Source organism: Streptomyces sp. NBC_00433 (assembly GCA_036015235.1).
Lineage (GTDB): Bacteria > Actinomycetota > Actinomycetes > Streptomycetales > Streptomycetaceae > Actinacidiphila.
Genome location: CP107926.1, coordinates 6,629,539 through 6,649,616, shown reverse-complemented (window position 1 = coordinate 6,649,616; position 20,078 = coordinate 6,629,539). Strand labels below are relative to the sequence as shown.

Annotated in this window: 19 protein-coding genes; 8 read left to right on the top strand and 11 right to left on the bottom strand. The window is 73.5% G+C overall.

All coding sequences use genetic code 11. From position 1 onward, the window contains the following. Positions 1 to 12: 12 nt before the first annotated feature. The 6 genes from dnaG to OG900_28315 form a co-directional block, all read right to left on the bottom strand. Positions 13 to 1,932, bottom strand: coding sequence for a DNA primase (gene dnaG / locus OG900_28340; GenBank protein ID WUH93635.1), 1,920 nt, complete (start codon positions 1,930 to 1,932; stop codon positions 13 to 15). A gap of 45 nt (positions 1,933 to 1,977) precedes the next feature. Beyond that, positions 1,978 to 2,433, bottom strand: a complete 456-nt coding sequence (locus OG900_28335) for a GNAT family N-acetyltransferase (GenBank protein WUH93634.1) — start codon at positions 2,431 to 2,433, stop codon at positions 1,978 to 1,980. A gap of 18 nt (positions 2,434 to 2,451) precedes the next feature. Continuing rightward, positions 2,452 to 3,738, bottom strand: coding sequence for an FAD-dependent oxidoreductase (locus OG900_28330; protein ID WUH93633.1), 1,287 nt, complete (start codon positions 3,736 to 3,738; stop codon positions 2,452 to 2,454). 157 nt (positions 3,739 to 3,895) lie between these two features. Then, positions 3,896 to 5,191, bottom strand: coding sequence for a deoxyguanosinetriphosphate triphosphohydrolase (locus OG900_28325; GenBank protein WUH93632.1), 1,296 nt, complete (start codon positions 5,189 to 5,191; stop codon positions 3,896 to 3,898). Positions 5,192 to 5,244: 53 nt separating this feature from the next. Continuing rightward, positions 5,245 to 6,033 (bottom strand): sirohydrochlorin chelatase, encoded by a 789-nt coding sequence (locus OG900_28320; GenBank protein ID WUH93631.1) that lies wholly within the window; start codon positions 6,031 to 6,033, stop codon positions 5,245 to 5,247. Positions 6,034 to 6,076: 43 nt separating this feature from the next. Then, positions 6,077 to 6,517, bottom strand: a complete 441-nt coding sequence (locus tag OG900_28315) for a gamma-glutamylcyclotransferase (protein WUH93630.1) — start codon at positions 6,515 to 6,517, stop codon at positions 6,077 to 6,079. Positions 6,518 to 6,626: 109 nt separating this feature from the next. Here OG900_28315 and OG900_28310 point away from each other — a divergent pair, with 109 nt between their 5' ends. The 3 genes from OG900_28310 (at position 6,627) to OG900_28300 (ending at position 8,927) form a co-directional block, all read left to right on the top strand. After that, a complete protein-coding gene (locus OG900_28310; GenBank protein WUH93629.1) occupies positions 6,627 to 7,298 on the top strand; it encodes a YdcF family protein in 672 nt (223 codons plus the stop codon). A gap of 504 nt (positions 7,299 to 7,802) precedes the next feature. Beyond that, positions 7,803 to 8,426, top strand: a complete 624-nt coding sequence (locus OG900_28305; protein ID WUH93628.1) for a GntR family transcriptional regulator — start codon at positions 7,803 to 7,805, stop codon at positions 8,424 to 8,426. A gap of 15 nt (positions 8,427 to 8,441) precedes the next feature. Further along, a complete protein-coding gene (locus OG900_28300) occupies positions 8,442 to 8,927 on the top strand; it encodes an OsmC family protein (protein WUH93627.1) in 486 nt (161 codons plus the stop codon). Here OG900_28300 and OG900_28295 read toward each other — a convergent pair. Beyond that, positions 8,911 to 9,834, bottom strand: coding sequence for a DJ-1/PfpI family protein (locus OG900_28295; protein WUH93626.1), 924 nt, complete (start codon positions 9,832 to 9,834; stop codon positions 8,911 to 8,913). The genes OG900_28300 and OG900_28295 overlap by 17 nt on opposite strands. Beyond that, positions 9,831 to 10,427 (bottom strand): isochorismatase family protein, encoded by a 597-nt coding sequence (locus OG900_28290; protein ID WUH93625.1) that lies wholly within the window; start codon positions 10,425 to 10,427, stop codon positions 9,831 to 9,833. The genes OG900_28295 and OG900_28290 overlap by 4 nt, the downstream gene beginning before the upstream one ends. 206 nt (positions 10,428 to 10,633) lie before the next feature. Between OG900_28290 and nirB the strand changes: the two genes are divergently transcribed. Beyond that, positions 10,634 to 13,228 carry a nitrite reductase large subunit NirB gene (gene nirB / locus OG900_28285; protein ID WUH93624.1) on the top strand — a complete coding sequence of 865 codons (2,595 nt, stop codon included), beginning with the start codon at positions 10,634 to 10,636 and terminating at the stop codon, positions 13,226 to 13,228. Beyond that, a complete protein-coding gene (gene nirD / locus OG900_28280) occupies positions 13,225 to 13,590 on the top strand; it encodes a nitrite reductase small subunit NirD (GenBank protein ID WUH93623.1) in 366 nt (121 codons plus the stop codon). The genes nirB and nirD overlap by 4 nt, the downstream gene beginning before the upstream one ends. Positions 13,591 to 13,599: 9 nt before the next feature. Here the strand turns inward: nirD and OG900_28275 are convergent, their stop codons facing one another. After that, positions 13,600 to 14,670 carry a LacI family DNA-binding transcriptional regulator gene (locus tag OG900_28275; GenBank protein WUH93622.1) on the bottom strand — a complete coding sequence of 357 codons (1,071 nt, stop codon included), beginning with the start codon at positions 14,668 to 14,670 and terminating at the stop codon, positions 13,600 to 13,602. Between the two features lie 415 nt (positions 14,671 to 15,085). Here OG900_28275 and OG900_28270 point away from each other — a divergent pair, with 415 nt between their 5' ends. Together OG900_28270 and OG900_28265 are read left to right on the top strand one after the other, a co-directional pair. Continuing rightward, on the top strand, positions 15,086 to 16,276 hold the full coding sequence (locus OG900_28270; protein WUH93621.1) for a hypothetical protein: 1,191 nt from the start codon (positions 15,086 to 15,088) through the stop codon (positions 16,274 to 16,276). A 169-nt stretch (positions 16,277 to 16,445) separates the two neighbouring features. Continuing rightward, positions 16,446 to 17,153, top strand: coding sequence for a DUF4230 domain-containing protein (locus OG900_28265; GenBank protein WUH93620.1), 708 nt, complete (start codon positions 16,446 to 16,448; stop codon positions 17,151 to 17,153). Between the two features lie 102 nt (positions 17,154 to 17,255). Here OG900_28265 and OG900_28260 read toward each other — a convergent pair whose 3' ends face one another. Together OG900_28260 and OG900_28255 are read right to left on the bottom strand one after the other, a co-directional pair. Next, positions 17,256 to 17,780, bottom strand: a complete 525-nt coding sequence (locus OG900_28260; GenBank protein WUH93619.1) for a hypothetical protein — start codon at positions 17,778 to 17,780, stop codon at positions 17,256 to 17,258. Positions 17,781 to 17,844: 64 nt separating this feature from the next. Next, positions 17,845 to 18,888, bottom strand: coding sequence for a saccharopine dehydrogenase NADP-binding domain-containing protein (locus OG900_28255; protein ID WUH93618.1), 1,044 nt, complete (start codon positions 18,886 to 18,888; stop codon positions 17,845 to 17,847). Between the two features lie 130 nt (positions 18,889 to 19,018). Between OG900_28255 and OG900_28250 the strand changes: the two genes are divergently transcribed. Next, complete coding sequence (locus tag OG900_28250) at positions 19,019 to 19,954, top strand: helix-turn-helix domain-containing protein (GenBank protein ID WUH93617.1); 936 nt, start codon at positions 19,019 to 19,021, stop codon at positions 19,952 to 19,954. The last annotated feature ends 124 nt before the right edge of the window (positions 19,955 to 20,078 follow it).

Sequence of the window (20,078 nt, the reverse complement as noted above, 5' to 3'; positions counted from 1 at the left end):
GCCGCCGCACCGCTACAGCGCCGCCGCGCCCTGCTCGCGCAGCCGCTGGCCGTACTGCTGGAGCGCCCACAACTCGCCCAGCGCCGCCGTGACCTCGGGCGCGTCCGCCGGGACGCCCTGGGCGGAGAAGCGCGCCTGGGTGGCCTGCACCTGTGCGACCCGGCGCTCGACCGCCAGCATCCGCACCCGCACCAGCACCTCCCCCGCGTAGAATTCCGGCGCCTTGTGCATCACCGGCTCGACCGCGAGCTCGGTCACCATCATCCGCACGGTGTCGTCGGGCGCGGCCTCCCGCACCCGGACCAGGAATTCCGCGTCGGCCTGCTCCACCCCGCCGACCTCGGCGATGACCCGGCGCACCTGCGCGTAGGGCGGCCCGGTGAATTCGTCCTCGCCGTAGGCGTCGAAGGCCGGCGAGACCAGCGCCGGATACTGCAGGGCCAGCTTCAGCAGCTCCCGCTCCACCCGGTGGGCCGGGCTGCGCAGGTCCAGGCGCGGCCCGCGCGGCACGTTCTGCGGCGGCGCGGCGGCCTGACCGCGCTCGGGGCGCCGCGCGTACTCGGGACGGGACGAGGTGCCGCCGCCGCCCGCCGCGCGGGCGCGGGCCATCGCCCGGACCCGGCGGATCATCGAGACCTCCTCGGACTGCGTCCCGATACCCGCCATGCCGACCAGCCGGATCGCGTAACGGTCCCGCAGCGCCTGGTTCTTGATCGCCGCGACCACCGGGACCGCCGCGTCGACCGCCGCGACCCGGCCCTCGTCGGTGTCCAGGTTGTAGCGCGACACGATCGAGCGCAGCGCGAAGGCGAACAGCGGGGTCCGCCCGTCGATGAGCCGCTGCACCGCCGCGTCGCCCTCGGCGAGCCGCAGCTCGCACGGGTCCATGCCGCCGGGAGTGACCGCGATGGACGTCTCCGCGGCGAATTTCTGGTCGTCCTCGAAGGCCCGCAGCGCCGCCTTCCGCCCGGCCTCGTCACCGTCGAAGGTGAAGACGACCTCCGAGGTGGCATTGTCCATCAGCAGGCGGCGCAGGATCTTGATGTGGTCGCCGCCGAAGGACGTACCGCACGTGGCGATCGCCGTGGTGACCCCGGCCAGATGGCAGGCCATCACATCGGTGTAGCCCTCGACCACGACCGCCCGCCCGGTCCTGGCGATCTCCTTCTTGGCCAGGTCGATGCCGTAGAGCACCTGGGACTTGCGGTAGAGCGGGGTCTCCGAGGTGTTCAGATACTTCGGCCCCTGGTCGTCCTCGCGCAGCTTGCGCGCGCCGAAGCCGATCACCTCGCCGGTGATGTCCCTGATCGGCCAGATCAGCCGGCCCCTGAAGCGGTCGATCGCCCCGCCGCGGCGGCTCTCCAGGGCGAGCCCGGCGGTCATCAGCTCCTTGTCGGAGAAGCCCTTGCCGCGCAGGAACCGCACCAGGTGGTCCCACCCGGCGGGCGCGTAACCGACCCCGAAATGCTCCGCGGCGGCCTGGTCGAAACCCCGCTCGGCCAGGAACTTCCGGCCGATCTCGGCCTCGGCGCCGCCCAGTTGCTCGACGAAGAAGGCGGCCGCGGCGCGGTGCGCCTCGACCAGCCGGATGCGCTCGCCCTGCTGGCGGCCGGGCACATGCCCGCCCTCCTCGTACCGCAGGGTGATGCCCGCCTGCCCGGCCAGCCGCTCGACGGCCTCGGTGAAGGACAGGTGGTCGAGCTTCATCACGAAGGCCAGCGTGTCGCCGCCCTCACCGCAGCCGAAGCAGTGGAAGAGGCCCTTGGACGGGCTGACCTGGAAGGACGGCGACTTCTCGTCGTGGAAGGGGCACAGGCCCTTCAGATTGCCGCCGCCCGCGTTCTTCAGCTGGAGGTATTCGGAGACGACGGCGTCGATCGGGACGGCGTCCCTTACCGCCTTCACGTCGTCGTCCCTGATCCTGCCCGCCACGCGTGAAGTCTACGGCTCGTCTCGGACAGCTTCTGACGGCTCGGCTCAGCCGCGGTCCAGGTCCTTCGTGACGAAGACGTAGTGCGGGCCGCTCGGCTCGACCACGAATTCCTCGCCGACCGCGGTGAAGCCCAGCCGCTCGTAGAAGCCGGTGGCCGCGATCCGGCCGTTGCACCACACCAGCTCGGCGCCACGGGCCGCGCACTCGCGCAGGCCCGCCGTCAGCGCGGCGGCGCCGAAGCCCTGGCCGCGTATCTCCGGCGCGCTGCCCATGCCGCGGAAGCGGTAGGCGGGAGCCGCCTCGCCGGGCAACCCGTCGGGGAAGAAGGTGGCGCAGCCCTGGACGGCGCCGGACCCGTCGTAGGCGGCGATGTGGAAGGTGCCGGGGCGCGCGTCCTCCGGATAGACCGCGGTCTCCCGCGGCAGCCCGGTCCGCAGTACCGCCCACCGCAGGGCGAATATCTCCTCGACGGCGACGACGGCGGTACGCGAAACGGGCATGTCGGGTGTCCTTCCTGGTCAGTCCAGGAACGAGGTTAGCGGGACCGCCGGGTCCGACAGCGCGTCGGGGTCGATCTGCCGGCCCGAGCGGATCAGCTGCTGGATCTGCTCGGTCACATCCCAGATGTTGACGTTCATCCCCGCGAGCACCCGGCCCTCGCGGAGCCAGAAGGCGATGAAGTGCCGCTTCCCGACATCACCGCGGCACACCACCTGGTCGTACGAGCCGGGGGCCGCGTAGCCGGAATACTCCATGCCCAGGTCGTACTGGTCGGTGAAGAAGTACGGGACCCGGTCGTAGGACACCGGGCGGCCGAGCATCGAGCGGGCCGCCGCCGGGCCGCCGTTCAGCGCGTTCGCCCAGTGCTCGACCCGCAGCCGGCCTCCCCTGGCCTCCGGCATGGCGGACCCCAGCAGCGGGTGCTCGGCGTTCGCGACGTCGCCCGCCGCGAAGATGTCCGGATCGGAGGTGCGCAAGCCCGCGTCCACCGCGATGCCGCCGCCCTCCTCGCGGGCCGCCATCGCCAGCCCCGCGACCTCCGCCAGCGCGGTACGCGGGGCCGCGCCGATCGCGGCGAGCACGTCGTGCGCCGGGTGCTCCTGGCCGTCGTCGGTGATCGCGGCCAGGACCATGCCGTCCTGGCCGGTGATCTCGGTCAGCCGGGCGCCGAAGTGGAAGCGGACGCCGTGCTCGGCGTGCAGATCGGTGAAGACGGCGCCCAGCTCCGGCCCGAGCACCCCGTGCAGCGGCGTCGGCCCGGACTCCACGACGGTCACCTCGGCGCCGTAGCCGCGGGCCGCGGCGGCCACCTCAAGACCGATCCAGCCCGCCCCGGCCACCACCAGGTGGCCGTTCTCCCGGCCCAGGCTGGTCAGCACGTGCTTGAGCCGGTCGGCGTGCGCCAGCCGCCGCAGGTGGTGCACCCCGGCCAGGTCCGTACCCGGGATGTCCAGCCGCCGCGGCTCCGAGCCGGTCGCCAGCAGCAGCTTGTCGTAGATCAGCGTCGAGCCGTCGCCGAGGGTGATCGTGCGGGTCTTCCTGTCCAGGTGCACCACGGGCTGCCCCAGGTGCAGCTCGATGTCGTGCTCCGCGTACCAGGCGGGGGCCTGCACGAAGGCGGAGTCCCGCTCCGCGCTGCCCGTCAGATACCCCTTGGACAGGGGTGGCCGTTCGTACGGGTGGTCGCGCTCGTCCCCGATCAGTATCACCCGGCCGGTGAAACCCTCGGAGCGCAACGTCTCCGCGGCTTTCGCCCCGGCGAGTCCCGCTCCGACGATCACGAAGGTCTGGTGTGCGTCCACCACTGTGCGCCTCCCCTGCCGGTCTTTCCTTACCCGTGAGCGTCCCTCACGGCGGGGCCGTCGGGAAGAGCGCCACGCCATGTCTTCCCCGGTCCCCCCGCGGGGTGCGGTTACGGCCTCCCCACCACCGGGCCGCAGGTGGGGACGGAGAGACCGCGGGTCACCGCGTAAGGCGGGCGTGGAGCGCCGTCGCGGCGGCGTCCGTGAGGGACGCGATCTGGTCGACGATCGCGCGCCGCCGCGCCCGATCGTCCGCCGCGGCGGCGAATATCGCCGCGAACTGCGGATCGAGCCCCACGGGGGCAAGCGAGAGCAGCGCAGCGGCAAGCTCGGAGATGACGACCCGCTGCGCGGCCCGGCGCCGCGCCTGAGCGGCCCGCTGCATGACGTAGCAGTCGGCGACCGCCTTGAGGACCGCGCACTCCAGCCGCTGGTCGCGCGGAACGACAAGCTCGGCCCCGTAGCGCGTGAGCCGAGCGGTACCGTACCGCTCGCGCGTGGCCCCCTCCGCGGCGAGGCAGAAGCGGCCGATGAGCTGGGACGCCGCGTCCTTGAGGCGGGCCTGGCCGCGGGCGGAGCCGTCGTAGTGGTTCGGCCACCACGGCTGGGCGAGGAGCCGGTCGAGCGCGGCGGCCAGCTCGTCCGGGGAGGCGCCCGGCGGGGCGTAACGGGCCGCCGCGCACCCGAAGACCTCGGCCCTTTCGGGACCCGAGGTCAGTGCGCGGGGGTCGATGTGCCCGGCCTGGAGGCCGTCCTCGACGTCGTGCACGGAGTAGGCGACGTCGTCGGACCAGTCCATGACCTGCGCCTCGAAGCATGTGCGGTCGTCGGGCGCGCCCTGCCGGGCCCAGTGGAAGACGGCGAGGTCGTCCTCGTAGACCCCGAATTTGGGGCTGCCGGGCGCGCCCGGGGTGCCGCCCCGCGGCCAGGGGTATTTGGTGGCGGCGTCGAGCGCGGCCCGGGTGAGGTTGAGCCCGACGCTGAGGTCCGCGGGGTCGAACCGCTTGGGTTCGATACGGGTGAGCAGCCGCAGGCTCTGCGCGTTGCCCTCGAAGCCGCCGCAGTCCGCGGCGAATTCGGCCAGCACGACCTCGCCGTTGTGGCCGAAGGGCGGGTGCCCGAGGTCGTGCGCGAGGCACGCGGTCTCGACCAGGTCGGGGTCGCAGCCGAGTGCGGCGCCCAGTTCGCGGCCGACCTGGGCGCATTCGAGTGAGTGCGTGAGCCGGGTGCGCGGGCTGGTGTCGGGCACGGCGGCGTCGCTCACGCCCGGGTCGACGACCTGCGTCTTCCCGGCGAGGCGGCGCAAGGCGGCGGAGTGCAGCACCCTGGCCCGGTCCCGCTGGAAGGCCGTGCGCCCGGGCCGTTTGTCCGGCTCGGGCACGTAGCGGTCCGTGTCGGCCGCCGCGTACGGGCCGTATCGCTCGTAAGGCCCCAGGCGCGGGTCGTCGGTGTCCATGACCCGACGGTAACCGCCGCGGGTGGCGGCGCGGTGTCCGCGGCCACCCGGTTTCAGCTCGCGCGGGCGAGCGGCCGGTGTGCGGGGTCCGGCGCGCGCAGCGCGCGTACGGCCTCGTCGTAGCGGTGCAGGACGAGGCGGGCCATCGCCTCGTGCGCCCCGAGCGGCGCCGCCGCGATCCAGGGGGCGGGCAGCGACGTCTGGGTGGCGAAGCGGCCCGGCGCGGTGAAATACGACGCCACGGCGATACGCCCCCGGCCGATGCCGCGGGCGGCGAGCGCGTCGAGGGCGTCGGTGACGGCGGGCGCGGCGGCGGAGGCGTAGGCGGGGAGGACGGGCACCCCGAGCCGGGCGGCGAGCAGCGCGGCGGTGCGCCCGGTGTCGACGGCGGAGTCCGGGTCGCGGGACCCGGCGGCGGCGAGCACGACGGCGCGACCCGCCGCCCCGGCGCGGGAGGGCGCCCCCGCCCAGCCCGCCGCCAGCAGGCGGTCGTGCAGGACCTCCGCGAGCAGCGGATGCGGCCCGAGCGGGGCGGCGACCGTGCCGCACAGCCACGGGGCCGCGGACAGCGCCGCGGGCAGGTCGTGTTTGACGTGGTGGCCGCGGCCAAGGAGCAGCGGGACCAGGACGGCCTCGCCTCGGAGGGCGGCGAGGGTGTCGGGAAGCAGGGGCTCGTTCAGCTCGACATGGCCGAGGCGTATGTCCACGCCGGGGCGTGCCGCCCTCACCCGGTCGAGCAGCGCGCGGACCGCGGGCAGTGCGCGCGGGTCGCGGCTGCCGTGGGCGACGGCCACCAGGGCGGGGCGGGAAAACGTCATATGTCCATGGTGCGGGATCGGCATTGCGACGCCGTTGCGTGCGCGGTCACGGATCTTTGCCCCGGCATCACACGCCCGCGCCCCCGCCGGTGAGGTCGCGGCGCCGCCAGTCCCCGCCAGGGATGGGGCGGCCCGACGCCAGCAGGTCCCGGGCGAGGGCCGGGCCCGCGAGGTAGACCCACGCCTCGGCCTGGCCGCGCTCGCCGCGCACGGCCCTGCGCACCCGCTCGTAGCGGTTCGCCGGGGCGCCGGGGACGTAGTCCTCAAGCCGGTCCAGGTCGGCGACCACGGCGTCGTACATTGCCGCGGCTATCTCCACGACCTCGCCGGACACCCGCCCCTCCCCCGCCGGGTCGGCCACGGCGAAGGGATAACCGGGGCCGTCGAAGAGCAGCGCGCCCGGCAGCGCCGCCGGGGTCCAGCCGCGCGTACGCCCTGCCAGCAGCCCGTGGTTGCGCTCGCCCGGCAGCAGGGTGCCGTAGACGAAGAAGGGCAGGCGGTCGGTCACGGTGGCCTCCTGGGCGGTCGGCGGTGCGGTCTGCGACCACTGTGCCGGGTGCGCCCGCAACCGCGGGCTGTTCGCCGCGCGTCGGTGGTCGTGACGGAGGGGGTGGGGGATGCGGGTGCTCCGGTTGCCACGGACCCGCCAAGGCCGGCGGCGCACGGTGCGGGTGGCCGCGGGGCTGTGCACGGTCGCGCTGCTGCCCGCGGTATGGGTCCAGCTCGCGGGCGGCGGGCGGGTGCGGGACCTCGCCGACGTCCCGGCGGAGCCGGTCGGCGTCGTCTTCGGCGCGGGCCTCACCGACGGCCGCCCCTCGCCCTACCTCGCCCACCGCCTCGACGCTGCCGCGGCCCTCTACCGGGCGGGCAAGGTGCGGGTGCTGCTGGTCACCGGGGACAACAGCCGCACGGCCTACGACGAGCCGGGCGCGATGCGGACGTATCTCGTGGCCCACGGTGTGCCCTCCGGGCGGGTGGTCGTGGACGACGCCGGGTTCGACACCTGGGACTCGTGCAGTCGCGCGAAGCGCGTTTTCGGGGTGCGGCGGGCGATTCTGGTCAGCCAGGGGTTCCATATCCGGCGGGCCGTGGCCCTCTGCGAAGCGGCCGGCCTCGACGTCTACGGCGTCGGCGTCTCCGAGCCGCACGACGTGACGTGGTACGCGGGCGGCGCACGCGAGCTGCTCGCCGCGAGCAAGGCGGCGCTGGACGCCGCCGTCCACCCGGGGCCGCGCTTCCTGGGGCCGGCGGACCCCCACATCCCCGCTGCGCTGGCTTCTGCCCACTGACCCCCTGCGGGGTGCTGTTACGGAGTCCACGGTTGCGCCGCGTGGGTGGCTTGTCGCGCAGTTCACCGCGCCCCCGAGGTCCTGCCCCTTGCGGTGACGTTGCCTGCCTGCGGCCCGGTGGGGGCCGTGCGCGCAGTTCCCCGCGCCCCTGGGGGGTGCCTCGCTCTGTTGCGTTCACAGTTGCGGTCCGCTGTGGCTGGTCGCGCAGTTCCCCGCGCCCCTTTGGGTCCTGCGTCCTCCGCCGTCAGGCGTTTGCCCCTGGCAGGGGCTGGGCTCTGTGCGCAGGAGGGCACGCGTTTTCCAGGGGCACGGGGAACTGCGCGCCCCGCCGACGAGGCGGGAAAGAAAGCAACGCCACAGCAAGTGGCACCCACCTGGGGGCGCGGGGAACTGCGCGACCAGCCCCCACACAGCGCAACTGTGGAGTCCGTAACAGCACCCCGCAGGGAGTGGCAGGAAGCTCGCCGAGCGGATTGTATGCAGTGCATACGGTAAGCTCACCGCATGCAGCAAACCGACGCCGCCCACGCGCGGCTGCGCGAGATGATCGTGGCGGGGGCTTACGCGCCCGGGGAGCGGCTCACCGAGACGGAGGTCGCCGGCGTGCTGGCGATGAGCCGCACACCGGTCAGGGAGGCGTTGCGAAGCCTCGTGGCAGACGGCCTGGTCAGGAGCGCGGACGGGCGAGGCGTCGTGGTGACGGCGCTGGACCCGGCGGCGCTCCGGGACACCTACCGGGTGCGGGCGGCGCTGGAGGCGCTGACGGCCGAGCTGGCAGCGGGACGCCAGGCCGCGGGCCTGATCGCCCCGGCGGAGCTGACCGCGCTCGCGGCGGACGCGGCCCTGACCGAGGAGGCCACCGACGCGGGCCGCCTCGCGGACGCGGTGGCGTACAACCGCCGTTTCCACACCCGCGTGGCGGCCCTGTCCGCGAACGCCCCGGCGCAGGCGGTCCTCGACCGCCTCTGGGACCAGATCGTGGTCTCCACCCGCGCCTCGCTCGACGCGCCGCACCGCCCGGCGCAGGTGAACGGCCAGCACCGCGAGCTGCTGGCGGCGATCACCGAGGGCCGCGCGGCGGACGCCGCCGCCGTGGCCCGGCAGCACGTACTCGACACCTGCGGCTGAAAGGACCCCTCCCCCATGGCGTCAGCGAACACCCACACCTACCGCACCGACCTGGTGTGGACCGGCAATCTCGGTTCCGGCACCAGCACTTACCGTGCCTACGAGCGCGCCCACGAGGTCACCGCCCCCGGCGTCCCGGTCCTGCTCGGGTCGTCCGACCCGTCCTTCCGCGGTGACGCGTCCCGCTGGAATCCCGAACTGCTGCTGCTCGCGGCCCTGTCGCAGTGCCACATGCTGGCCTACCTGCACCTGTGCGCGGTCAACGACGTGACGGTGACGGCCTACACCGACCAGGCCGCGGGCACGATGGTCCAGACGCCGGACGGCGGCGGCCACTTCACCGACGCCCTGCTCCACCCCGCGGTGGAGGTCGCCGACGCGGCAATGGCGGAGAAGGCGGCGGCGCTCCACTCGGAGGCCCACCGCGCCTGCTTCATCGCCAGTTCGGTCAACTTCCCTGTCCGGCACGCCCCGACAGTGACCGTCAGGGCTCGGGGCTGAGCACCGTGCGGGCCCGCAGCCTGCGCAGCATCCTGGCGTCCTGGAAGCCGACCGCCCGCGCCGCGGACTCCACGGTCGTGCCGTGGCCGATCAGGTGCTCGGCCCGTTCGATCCGCAGCTCCTGCTGGTAGCGCAGCGGTGTGAGGCCGGTGGCGGCGGTGAAGCGGCGGGTCAGGGTGCGTTCGCTCAGGCCGGTGGCGGTGGCCAGGTCGGTCAGGGCCAGGCGCGAGGTGTAGTGGGTGTCGATGAGGTCCTGGGCGCGGTGGACGGCGTCGCTGACGTGGGCCCGGTGGCGGAGCATCGCGCTGGTCTGGTGCTCGTCGCCGTTGCGGCGGGCGTAGACGACCATCTCGCGGGCGACGCGGGCCGCGGCGGCCGGGCCGTGGTGGGCGGCGACCAGGTGCAGGGCGAGGTCGATGCCGCTGGCGATGCCCGCGGAGGTGACGACGCGGCCGTCGACGACGTAGAGGACGTCCCGGACGACGGTGGCCCGCGGGTAACGGCGGGCGAGTTCGTCCTGGACGTCGTGGTGGGTGGTGCAGCGGCGGCCGTCGAGCAGGCCCGCGCGGCCCAGCGCGTCGGCCCCGGCGCAGACGCTGGCGACGGTGCCGCCGGCCGTGTGGTGGGCGCGCAGCCAGTCCAGGGTGGCGGGGGTCAGCGCGCCGTTGTCGCGCAGGGTGTGCGAGCGCCAGCCGGGGACGACGACCAGGTCGCCGGCGGTGAGCGCGGGCAGCACCGGGTCGGCGCGCAGCGCGATGCCCTGCGCGGTGGGTACGTCTTCCTGCTCGGCCGTGTAGTGCAGCGTGTGGCCGAGGCCGTGGTCGGCCGCGGTGGAGAACACCTGGGCCGGTCCCGCGAGGTCGAGCAGATGCAGTTGCGGGACGAGCAGGAAGACCACCCGGGTCACGATCCGGTCAGCTCCTTGACGGTTGCGACGGTGGCGAAGCGGCCCGCCAGCGCGTATTCGGTACGGGCGATGATCTCGGCGGGCAGCAGCGTACGCGGGTCGGCGAGCACCTCGGCGAGTGGGCGGTCCTCGGGCGCGTCGCGGTGCGCGATGGGCTCGGTGGCGGTGGCGTCGACGGCGAAGGTGACGTCGTAGCCGAGGTCGGAGGCGAGCCGGGTGGTGGTCTCGACGCACTGCTCGGTGCGGATGCCGCAGGTGACCAGGGCGCGGATGCCGCGCTCGGTGAGGATCTGCTGGAGGTTGGTGGTGGTGAAGGCGTTGTGCGAGGTCTTGGTGAGCACCGGTTCGCCGTCCGCGGGGTCGAGCCCGGCCATCAGCCGTACGTGCCCGCTCGCCGGGTCGAAGACGGTGCCGGACCCGGGTTCGGTGTGCAGCACCCACACGACCAGGTCGCCGTGCAGCCTGGCGTGGTCGACCAGCAGGGCGACCTTGCCGGCCACGTCGGGGTCGGAGGCGGCCTGCCAGCTCTCCCGGCGGCGGAAGGACTCCTGGACGTCGATGACGATGAGCGCGGTGTGCGAGGCGGGGGTCATGGCGTGATCCTGCCCGCCCGGCGGCGGGGTCCGCCAGACACGATCATGACCCGACACGGAACGATCCGGTCAGGCTGGGGGCACCCGGCTCACAGCCCGGCGCGGCACCGGATGAGCGCACCGTTCCTTCGGGGTAATGGCGGGGATGCGGGTGGGAAACAGCCGCCGCGCAGGCTCGTGCCATGGCCGACGACGGAGGTTTGGGCATGGCTGTCACCACGGCTGCGAGCCGCAACAGCAGGGACGACACGATCGTGCTCATCGGCCACGGGATGGTCGGGCAGCGCTTCCTCGAAGCCCTCGCCGACCGCGGGGTGACCGAGCGGGCGCGGGTGGTGGTGCTGTGCGAGGAGCCGCGCCCGGCGTACGACCGGGTGCACCTGACCTCGTATTTCTCCGAGAACGCCAGCCCTGACGACCTCTCCATGGTCGAGGACGGCTTCATGGACCGGCACGGTATCGAGCTGCACGTGGGCGACCCGGCGGTGTCCGTGGACCGCGGCTCCCGTACGGTGACGGCCCGTTCGGGGCTGACGGTGGTCTACGACACGCTGGTGCTGGCCACCGGCTCGTACCCGTTCGTGCCGCCGGTGCCGGGCAAGGACGCGGCGGGCTGCTTCGTCTACCGCACCATCGAGGACCTGCTGGCGATCGAGGCGTACGCGCGGGGTGTGAGCAGCGGTGCGGTGGTCGGCGGTGGGCTGCTGGGACTTGAGGCGGCGGGCGCGCTCAGGGGGCTCGGACTCGACACGCACGTCGTGGAGTTCGCGCCCCGCCTGATGCCGGTGCAGGTCGACGAGGGCGGCGGCCAGGCGCTGCGGCGCAGCGTCGAGGGGCTCGGGGTGAGCGTGCACACCGGTGTCGGCACCTCGGAGATCACCGTGGGCGACGACGGCCGGGTCAGCGGGATGGCGCTGTCGGACGGTTCCGTGCTGCCCGCCGGCATGGTGGTCTTCTCCGCCGGGGTGCGACCGCGGGACGACCTGGCGCGGGCCTGCGGGCTGCCGGTCGGCGAGCGCGGCGGGATCGTGGTGGACGAGCAGTGCCGTACGGCGGATGCCGCGGTCTTCGCCATCGGCGAGTGCGCGCTGGCCAGCGACGGCCGGGTCTACGGCCTCGTGGCGCCCGGCAACGAGATGGCCGAGACCGCCGCGCGGACCATCGCGGGCGACGCGGGCGCCTTCACGGGCGCCGACCTGTCGACCAAGCTCAAGCTGCTGGGCGTGGACGTGGCGAGCTTCGGCGACGCGCACGGCACCACCGACGGCTGCCTGGACGTGCGCTACTCCGACGCCAGGTCGGGCGTCTACCGCAAGCTGGTGGTGGGCGCGGACGGGACGCTGCTGGGCGGCGTGCTGGTCGGCGACGTCGAATCGTACGGTGTGCTGCGGCCGTTGACGGGTTCGGTGCCGCCGGTGGCGCCCGAGCACCTGGTGCTGCCCGCGGGCGCGGGCGCCCCGGTCACGCTCGGCCCTGCGGCGCTGCCCGACGAGGCGGTGATGTGCAGCTGCCACAACGTGACCAAGGGCGCGATCCGCGGCGCGGTCACCGACCACGGCTGCGGCACCGTCCCCGAGGTGAAGAAGTGCACCAAGGCCGGTACGGGCTGCGGCAGTTGCGTGAAGGTGCTGGGCCAGCTGGTGACCGCCGAGCTGGAGGCGAACGGCGTCACGGTGGACAGGGGCCTGTGCCCGCACTTCGCGCAGACCAGGGCCGAGCTCTACGAGGTGGTCCTCGCGCTGCGGATCTCCTCCTACCGCGAACTGCTCGACGGCCACGGCCGGGAGGGCGCGCGCGGCACCGACGGCTGCGAGGTGTGCAAGCCCGCCGTCGCCTCGATCCTGGCGTCGCTGGCGGCGACGGTCGGCGCGAGCGTGCACGTACTGGACGGCGAGCAGGCCGCCTTGCAGGACACCAACGACCACTTCCTGGCCAACATGCAGAAGAACGGGTCGTATTCGATCGTGCCGCGCATCCCCGGCGGTGAGATCACCCCCGAGCGGCTGATCGTGATCGGCGAGGTGGCCCGCGACTTCGGCCTCTACACGAAGATCACCGGCGGTCAGCGCATCGACCTCTTCGGCGCCCGGGTGGAGCAGCTGCCGCTGATCTGGACCCGGCTCGTCGATGCCGGCTTCGAGTCGGGGCACGCCTACGGCAAGGCGCTGCGGACGGTGAAGTCCTGCGTGGGGCAGACCTGGTGCCGCTACGGCGTGCAGGACAGCGTCAGGATGGCGATCGACCTGGAGCTGCGCTACCGGGGCCTGCGCTCGCCGCACAAGCTCAAGTCGGCGGTGTCCGGCTGCGCCCGGGAGTGCGCGGAGGCGCAGAGCAAGGACTTCGGGGTGATCGCGACCGCCAACGGCTGGAATCTCTACGTCGGCGGCAACGGCGGCGCCACCCCGCGGCATGCCGACCTGCTGGCGCAGGACCTCTCCGACGCCGAACTGGTGCGGCTCATCGACCGCTTCCTGATGTTCTACATCCGCACCGCGGAGCCGCTGGAGCGCACCAGCGTGTGGCTGCAGCGCGTCGCGGGCGGCCTGGACCACGTACGCGATGTCGTCGTCCACGACTCGCTGGGCATCTGCGAGGAGCTGGAGGCGCTGATGGCCGCGCATGTCGCCGGCTACCGCGACGAGTGGGCGGACACCGTCAACGACCCGGAGCGGCTGAGCCGCTTCGTGTCCTTCGTCAACGCGCCCGACACCCCGGACCCGACCGTCCGGTTCGTTCCCGAGCGCGGCCAGATCAAGCCTGAACCGATCCTGCTCACCCTGACGGAAACGGTGACCGCATGAGTGACGTGACCTCCCCCGCCCCCCCGCTGACCGGGACGGTCGAACTGCGCACCGCGGACGGCTGGTTGGCGGTGTGCGCGGCCGACGAGCTGCTGCCGGGCCGCGGGGTGGCCGCGCTGCTGCCCGACGGGCGGCAGGCCGCCCTCTTCCGCGACCGGGCCGGGCGGCTCTACGCCATCGGCAATGTGGACCCCTTCACCGGTGCGGGGGTGCTCAGCCACGGGCTGCTCGGCACTCTCCAGGACCGCGCCTACGTCGCCTCGCCGCTGCTCAAGCAGCGCTTCGACCTGACGGACGGGCACTGCCTGGACGACGACTCGGTGGCGGTGGCCAGCTACCCGGTGCGGGTCTCCGGGCCGTGATGCCCCGCGTCACGCGCCCTCGGCCGCGGCGGCCGGCGGCGCCGTGCTGCTGCGCTCCACCAGGCGCGTCGCCAGGTCCACCCGCAGGGTGCTGGGCTCCCGGCCGCGGCTGAGGTCGAGCACCAGCCGGGCGGCCGCCTCGGCCATCTCCGTCAGCGGCTGCCGCACGGTGGTCAGCGGCGGGCTGATCCAGGTGGCGAGCGGCAGGTCGTCGAAGCCGACCACGCTCAGGTCGCGCGGGATCGACATGCCCAGCTCGCGGGCCGCCTCGTAGAGGCCGAGCGCCTGCAGGTCGTTGCCGGTGAAGACGGCGGTGGGGCGGTCCGGTCGGCGCAGCAGTTCCAGGCCCGCCGTGTAGCCGGCCTCGTGGTGGAAGTTGCCCGAGATGACGAGGTCGGGGTCGTAGCGCACCCCGGCGGTCTCCAGCGCGGCGCGGTAGCCGTCGATCCTGGCCCGGCTGCACATCATCCCGGCCGGGCCGCCGAGCACGCCGATCCTGGTGTGGCCCAGGTCCAGCAGGTGGCGGGTGGCGGCCAGGCCGCCCTGCCAGTTGGTCGCGCCGATCGCCGGCACGTCCTCGCCGGGGTCGCCGGCCGGGTCGAGCACCACGAACGGTATGTCGCGGCTGATCAGCTGGGCGCGCTGCGCCGGGTCGAGCCCGGACAGCACCAGGATCACACCGGTCGGGCGGCGGGCGAGCACCCCGTCCACCCAGGTCTGGCCGGGGCTGAGGCGGCCCGCGGACTCCGAGAGCACCACGCTGAGGCCCTCCTGCCCGGCCACCCGCTCGACGCCCCTGATCACCTCCATCGCCCAGGAGCTCTCCAGCTCGTGGAAGACCAGGTCGAGCAGCGGCGCGGGCTGCATGCTGCCGCGGCGGCGCTGGTAGCCGTGCCGGCGCAGCAGGTCCTCGACGCGGCTGCGGGTGGCGGGGGCCACGTCGCCGCGGCCGTTGAGCACTTTCGAAACAGTCGGAGCCGAGACCCCGGCGGCCCGGGCGATCTCGGCGAGCGTCGCCGTGCCCTCGCCGGCGGTACCCGACTGGTCATCGTGCGAAGGCTGGGGAATCGTGGCACTCATGGCAGCGATCGTAGCCCGGTGGGTTGCCGTCCGTCCGCGCCCCGACGGTGTCGATTGTCTTCCCGGAGCCCAAAAAGATTCGGACACCGTGTCGAAATATTCGGGAATCCTGGCCGGGCGACGAGCCTCCGCGGGCCGGGTCGGGGGTCTCCACGGGCCCGGCGGCGGCCCTCCACCGGCCGAGCGGCGGCCTTCCACCGGCCGAGCGGCGGCCATCGGCGGTCACCGTCCCACCCGCCCTCGGCCCGTTACGCAACCACGACAAACAGCTGGACAACCATCCGGGGCTGACCCGTGTCTCCTTGTGCGACGCAGCGTTCAGCTGAATGCTTCCGTCCGCATCACGGGCCTGATCGGCCCGTTCACGGCACGGGCCGATCAGGCCCGGCCACTTCGCGCATCCTGGGGGGATACGTTGAACCGCACCACACACCGCCGCCGCGCCCTGCGCGCGTCCGCCGTCGCCGTCGCCCTGTCGGGCGCCGTCCTGGCCCTCGGCCCGGCGACGACGGCCCACGCCGCACCGAACGTCGACGACACCCGGAAGATGTCCATTTCGGTGGACGCTCCGACTGAGATCGGTTTCGCGGGGGGGCCCGTCGAATTCACCGAGACGTTCGGCAACACCGGTACCACCTTCGTGCCCGAGTACCTGTCGTTCGCGGCAGAGACGGGCACCGGGGTGCTTTCCGACAGCATGAGCCTGGAATTCCGCGGCGCCGACGGCACATGGGAGCCGCTGGCGCTGACCTACAACACCAAGTACGGCGAGTTCTACGGCCGGACGACCGAGACCTTCTCGGTGGCGCCGGGCACCACGCAGACCGTCCACCTGCGGATCGGCATGCCGATGGGCACCCCGCACCACGGTGACACCAACGGCGGCACCGACCACGTCAAGCTGAACTCGGCCCTGATCCCCGAAGGGGAGCTGATGGCCGACGTCGACGTCACGAACACGATCAAGGTCACGCCGATCACCCCGTCCCTGATCGGTGTGCCGGTGAGCGCGGCCGCGGGCGGGCCCGCGATCAAGTTCGGCGCGCGTGTCACCAACCCGACGCCTTCGGAGTACACGAACCTCTCGCACGTGCTCTTCACCGACAAGTACGCGACCGTCCAGGTGTTCAAGGGCGGTCGGTGGGTCACCCTCTCCTCGGTGGCCAACCCGGAGAGCGACCTCTCGCAGGGCTTCTACCTCGACGGAAAGGACATCACCTTCCCCGCGAACAGCTCGGCCACGACACAGGTCCGGGTCTCCTACCGGGCAGACCACCCGGCGGGCCACGCCGCGCTGGAGGACTGCGTCATCGTCAACGAGCACCCCGGTACGCCGTCCTTCACCGGCAGCGGCATGTGCGAGCCGCGGACCGCGCTGAACATCACCAGCAAGGCAGGGGCGACCCCCACGGCCTCCCCGTCGGCCACCCCCACCGCCACCGCGACCCCCACGCCGACCGCCACCGCGACCCCGAACACCGGGGAGCAGCTCGCGGAGACCGGCTCCAGCAGCGCCACGACCGCCGCCGGAATCGCGGGCGGCGGGCTCCTGCTCGCCGGCAGCGCCGTGATGGCCTCGGTCCGGCTGCGCCGCCGCAGCCACTGATCCACCGGACCGCGGGGCCGCTTCCTCAAGGAGCGGCCCCGCGGTCCCGCGTTCCTGTGGTCCCACCGTCTCCTGGTCCCAACCTCCCGCCGCCCGGCGGGAGGTTGGGAGGAACCTACGGTCATCACACCGCCCTGCCCGGGTAGCCGAGAGGGTGAGGAGGTGTGTCATGGCCACGCAGTACGCAGTAAGCCGGATGCCCTGGTGGGCCCGGACCGTTATCGGAGTCGTCGTCCTGGGGCTGCTGTTCGTCCTGTTGGGCAAGGCGAACTGGTTGCCCGGCCTGCCCAATCCGTTCGCGGAGACGACCAAGGACCGCAGCGGCCCGGTGCTCCTGAAGTCCATTCAGGACATGAACCGCTTCGAGGGCGCGAGTGGCAACTTCGAGGTCGTCGTGGACCTCGACAAGGACGCCAAATACCTGCCCGATGTCGTGCGCGGCAAGCGCACCCTCTACGTCGGGGCCGGCAGCGTCGACGCCTACGTCGACCTCGGCACCGTCAAGGAAGGCGCGGTGACGGTCTCCGACGACCGCAAGAGCGCCTCGCTGCGGCTGCCGCACGCGGCGCTGGAGCGGACCGCGCTGGACACCAAGCACTCCTACGTGGTCTCCCAGTCGCGCGGCTTCTTCGACCGGGTCGGCGACTTCTTCGGCAGCGACACCGGCAATGTGCAGCAGCTCAACGAGCTGGCCGCGCAGAAGATCCAGGACGCCGCCAAGCAGACCGAGCTGGCCGCCCGCGCCGAGACCAACACCCGGACGATGCTCCAGCAGCTGCTGACCTCGCTGGGCTTCACCTCGATCCAGGTGACCTTCGGCCCGCCGCCCACGGCGACCCCGACACAGTCGGCCGGCCCGTCGGCCACGAAGGGGTGAGCGCGGGGAGCGGACGGGCCTCCTCCTGAGCGGAGTGCCGCTCCATCCCCGTCGGCGAGGGCGTCGAGCCGCGGCGACACGCCCTCGCCGGACGGGGCCGGCTCATCTCACCTCCAGGGCGCTCCGCGCGGCCTCGATGAACCGGATGTGGTGGTCGCGGAAGAGCCGGTAGGCCCGGTTGTAGGCGGCTCTCGGCTCGTCCGACCCGTCGACGAGCTGGATCAGCAGCAGATGGGTGTCGACGGCCAACCGCCGAAGCTCGCGGGCCTTCTCGGCGACGTCGGCGGGCCCTTCGAGCAGCACGTCCCTGCTGGCCTTGGTGACGCGGCTGACCGCCTCGCGTGAGGCGGCCTGCATCTCGCCGATGATCGTCCGACGGGTCGACGCCGAGGACGCCTGGTCGACCACTTCCATTCTCCAGAAGACCTCGGACAAGGCGTTCACCTGCGCGCTGAGGTCCCGGTAGGCATCGCGCCGCCGGTCCCTGGCGTCGGCCACTTCCTTGACGCGCGCGGCGACCTCCGCCTGGACACGGGCACCGTTCGTGTTACCCCGGCTCGTGACCCAACTGGCGCCCAGCGCGGTCAGCGCCGTGAGCACTCCGACCCACCAACTGTTGTCCCCCATCACCCGAGTGTCGCAAGCCCGCCCTCCCCCGGCTAGACGGCGCCCCCTCGCCCCCGCAGGGGGGTCAGGCGGTCTGCTTCCGCGGGTGCAGGTCGAGGGTGACGGACGGGGCGAGCGCGTAGAGGAAGCCCGGGGCGTCGAACATCTCGCCGGCGGAGGCGACGCCGGTGGTCCGGGTGCGGCCGGTCAGTACGCGGTCGAGGGCCTCGGCCACAAGGGGCGCGGTGACGGCGTAGATGTCCCGGCCGCCGGCCGTGGCACGGCGTTCGGCTCCGCCCGAGCGCACGACGACGTCGACGAGGAAGGTCTGGTCCGAGCGCCCTGTCCTGTCGGCGGCGGTAGGGGCCGGCGTGAGGGGGGCGGCGATGTCCCGGACCGCCTCGGTGGTCATGTACGTGGTCACGTCGGGGATGGCCAGGTGCTGGGGGACGGTGACGACGTCGGCCATCGTGAACTCCCCGATCACCGGCCGCGATCCCAGCGGTTCCGGGAAGGCCCACTCCAGGGTGGGCGCGTCGTCGGTGCGGCGCTCCCAGCGTCCGCCGCGGTAGCGCAGGCGGCCGGCGCCGCGCCGCTCGCGGGAGACCGCGCCCGAGAGCCGGGTGCCCGCGGTGGGGTGCCAGCTGCTGAGCCCGTAGGCGATGTGCGCCTCGTCGGCCTCCGTCCAGTCGCCCATCGCCGCGGTGGCCAGCAGGTCGCCGAGACCGCCGAAGAAGGCCATGGCAGGGACGACCACCGCCCCCTGGGCACGGGCCCGCTCGCGGTAGTGGGCGAAGGTGTCGAGGTTCGCCTCCAGCTCGGCGGCCACGTCCAGGTACGGGATCCCCGCGCGCAGTGCGGCCTCGATCACGGGCCCGGCCGTCGAGGCGAAGGGGCCGGCGCAGTTGACGACCGCCGCCGTTCCCGCCAGGGCCCGGTCCAGCGACGCGGGGTCCTCGACCGACGCCACCCGGGCCTCCGGCCCGCGCTCGCCGGCCAGCTCCTCCAGGGCCCGCGCGTTGCGCCCGGACACCACCGGGACATACCCGCGCGCGGCCAGCTCCGCGACCACGAACCGCCCGGTGTGGCCGTACGCGCCGAAGACCGCCACCAGCTGACCTGACCCCATGAGACCGCTCCCCTGTACGCGAACGCCCCGCCGCGACGCCGTTCCGCCGCGGCCCTGACACCCCCATCGTGTCCTCGCGCCAGGACCCCGCACGAGCGTCGGAAACGACACGCCCCGTACAGTTTCGGACATGCCCACTGTCGCGCTCGCCGTCACCGACGGCATGCTCCCCTACGAACTGTCGGTGGCCGTCGAGGTCTTCGGGTCCGACCTGGCCCACATCGTGGACCCCTGGTACGGCTTCTCCCTCTGCGGGAGCGCTCCGGTGCGCGTCGGCCGCTTCCGCCTGGAACCCGACAGCGGCCTCGACCACCTCGCACACGCGGACACGGTGATCGTCCCCGGCTGGGCCGACACGGATCGCGAACCGCCCGCCGAACTGGTCGAGGCGGTGCGCGCCGCCCACGCGGCCGGCGCCCGCGTGGCCTCACTGTGCACGGGCGCCTTCGTCCTGGGCGCGGCAGGACTGCTCGACGGCCGCCGCGCCACCACGCACTGGGCCCACACGCGGGAACTGGCCCGGCGCCACCCGGCAGCCACCGTCGACCCGGACGTCCTCTACGTCGACAACGGCGACGTCCTCACCTCCGCGGGCAAGGCCGCCGCCATGGACCTGTGCCTGCACCTGGTCCGCCTCGACCACGGATCGGCGATCGCCAACACGATCGCCCGCCGCCTGGTCGTCCCGCCGCACCGCGACGGCGGCCAGGCCCAGTTCATCGCCACCCCCGTCCCCGCCCCGGGCAACCACCCCCTGGGCGAGCTCTTCCCCTGGGTGCTGGAGCGGCTGGACCGACCGCTCACCGTGGAGGACCTGGCCCGCCGGGCCCGCATGAGCTCACGCCACCTCGCCCGCCACTTCAAGGACCTCACCGGCACCACACCGCTGCGGTGGCTCCACACCCAGCGCATCCGCCACGCCCAGGCACTCCTGGAGACCACCGACGCCACAGTCGACACCATCGCCGCGGCCACCGGCATGGGCACCGCCACCACCCTGCGCCGCCACTTCCACCGCAGCGTCGGCGTCCCCCCCGACGCCTACCGCCGCACCTTCCGCACCTGAGGTGTGGTGCCCCGGCCCCGGGGAGAGGGCGGCCGCGTACGGGAAGAAGCCGGGGGCGGCGCTTCCGCACGAAGCGTCGCCCCCGGCGGGGAAGGGCCGGTGCCGGTCCGCCGGTCGGTGAGGG

What these genes read in the sequence shown, in the direction of transcription:
- OG900_28335 (WUH93634.1), bottom strand. Translation starts at nt 2,433, where the DNA reads ATGCCCGTTTCGCGTACCGCCGTCGTCGCCGTCGAGGAGATATTCGCC.
- OG900_28310 (WUH93629.1), top strand. Translation starts at nt 6,627, where the DNA reads ATGCGGGTGCTCCGGTTGCCACGGACCCGCCAAGGCCGGCGGCGCACG.
- OG900_28275 (WUH93622.1), bottom strand. Translation starts at nt 14,670, where the DNA reads ATGAGTGCCACGATTCCCCAGCCTTCGCACGATGACCAGTCGGGTACC.
- OG900_28325 (WUH93632.1), bottom strand. Translation starts at nt 5,191, where the DNA reads ATGGACACCGACGACCCGCGCCTGGGGCCTTACGAGCGATACGGCCCG.
- OG900_28265 (WUH93620.1), top strand. Translation starts at nt 16,446, where the DNA reads ATGGCCACGCAGTACGCAGTAAGCCGGATGCCCTGGTGGGCCCGGACC.
- OG900_28260 (WUH93619.1), bottom strand. Translation starts at nt 17,780, where the DNA reads ATGGGGGACAACAGTTGGTGGGTCGGAGTGCTCACGGCGCTGACCGCG.
- nirB (WUH93624.1), top strand. Translation starts at nt 10,634, where the DNA reads ATGGCTGTCACCACGGCTGCGAGCCGCAACAGCAGGGACGACACGATC.
- OG900_28320 (WUH93631.1), bottom strand. Translation starts at nt 6,033, where the DNA reads ATGCCGATCCCGCACCATGGACATATGACGTTTTCCCGCCCCGCCCTG.
- OG900_28300 (WUH93627.1), top strand. Translation starts at nt 8,442, where the DNA reads ATGGCGTCAGCGAACACCCACACCTACCGCACCGACCTGGTGTGGACC.
- nirD (WUH93623.1), top strand. Translation starts at nt 13,225, where the DNA reads ATGAGTGACGTGACCTCCCCCGCCCCCCCGCTGACCGGGACGGTCGAA.
- OG900_28305 (WUH93628.1), top strand. Translation starts at nt 7,803, where the DNA reads ATGCAGCAAACCGACGCCGCCCACGCGCGGCTGCGCGAGATGATCGTG.
- OG900_28250 (WUH93617.1), top strand. Translation starts at nt 19,019, where the DNA reads ATGCCCACTGTCGCGCTCGCCGTCACCGACGGCATGCTCCCCTACGAA.
- OG900_28290 (WUH93625.1), bottom strand. Translation starts at nt 10,427, where the DNA reads ATGACCCCCGCCTCGCACACCGCGCTCATCGTCATCGACGTCCAGGAG.
- OG900_28255 (WUH93618.1), bottom strand. Translation starts at nt 18,888, where the DNA reads ATGGGGTCAGGTCAGCTGGTGGCGGTCTTCGGCGCGTACGGCCACACC.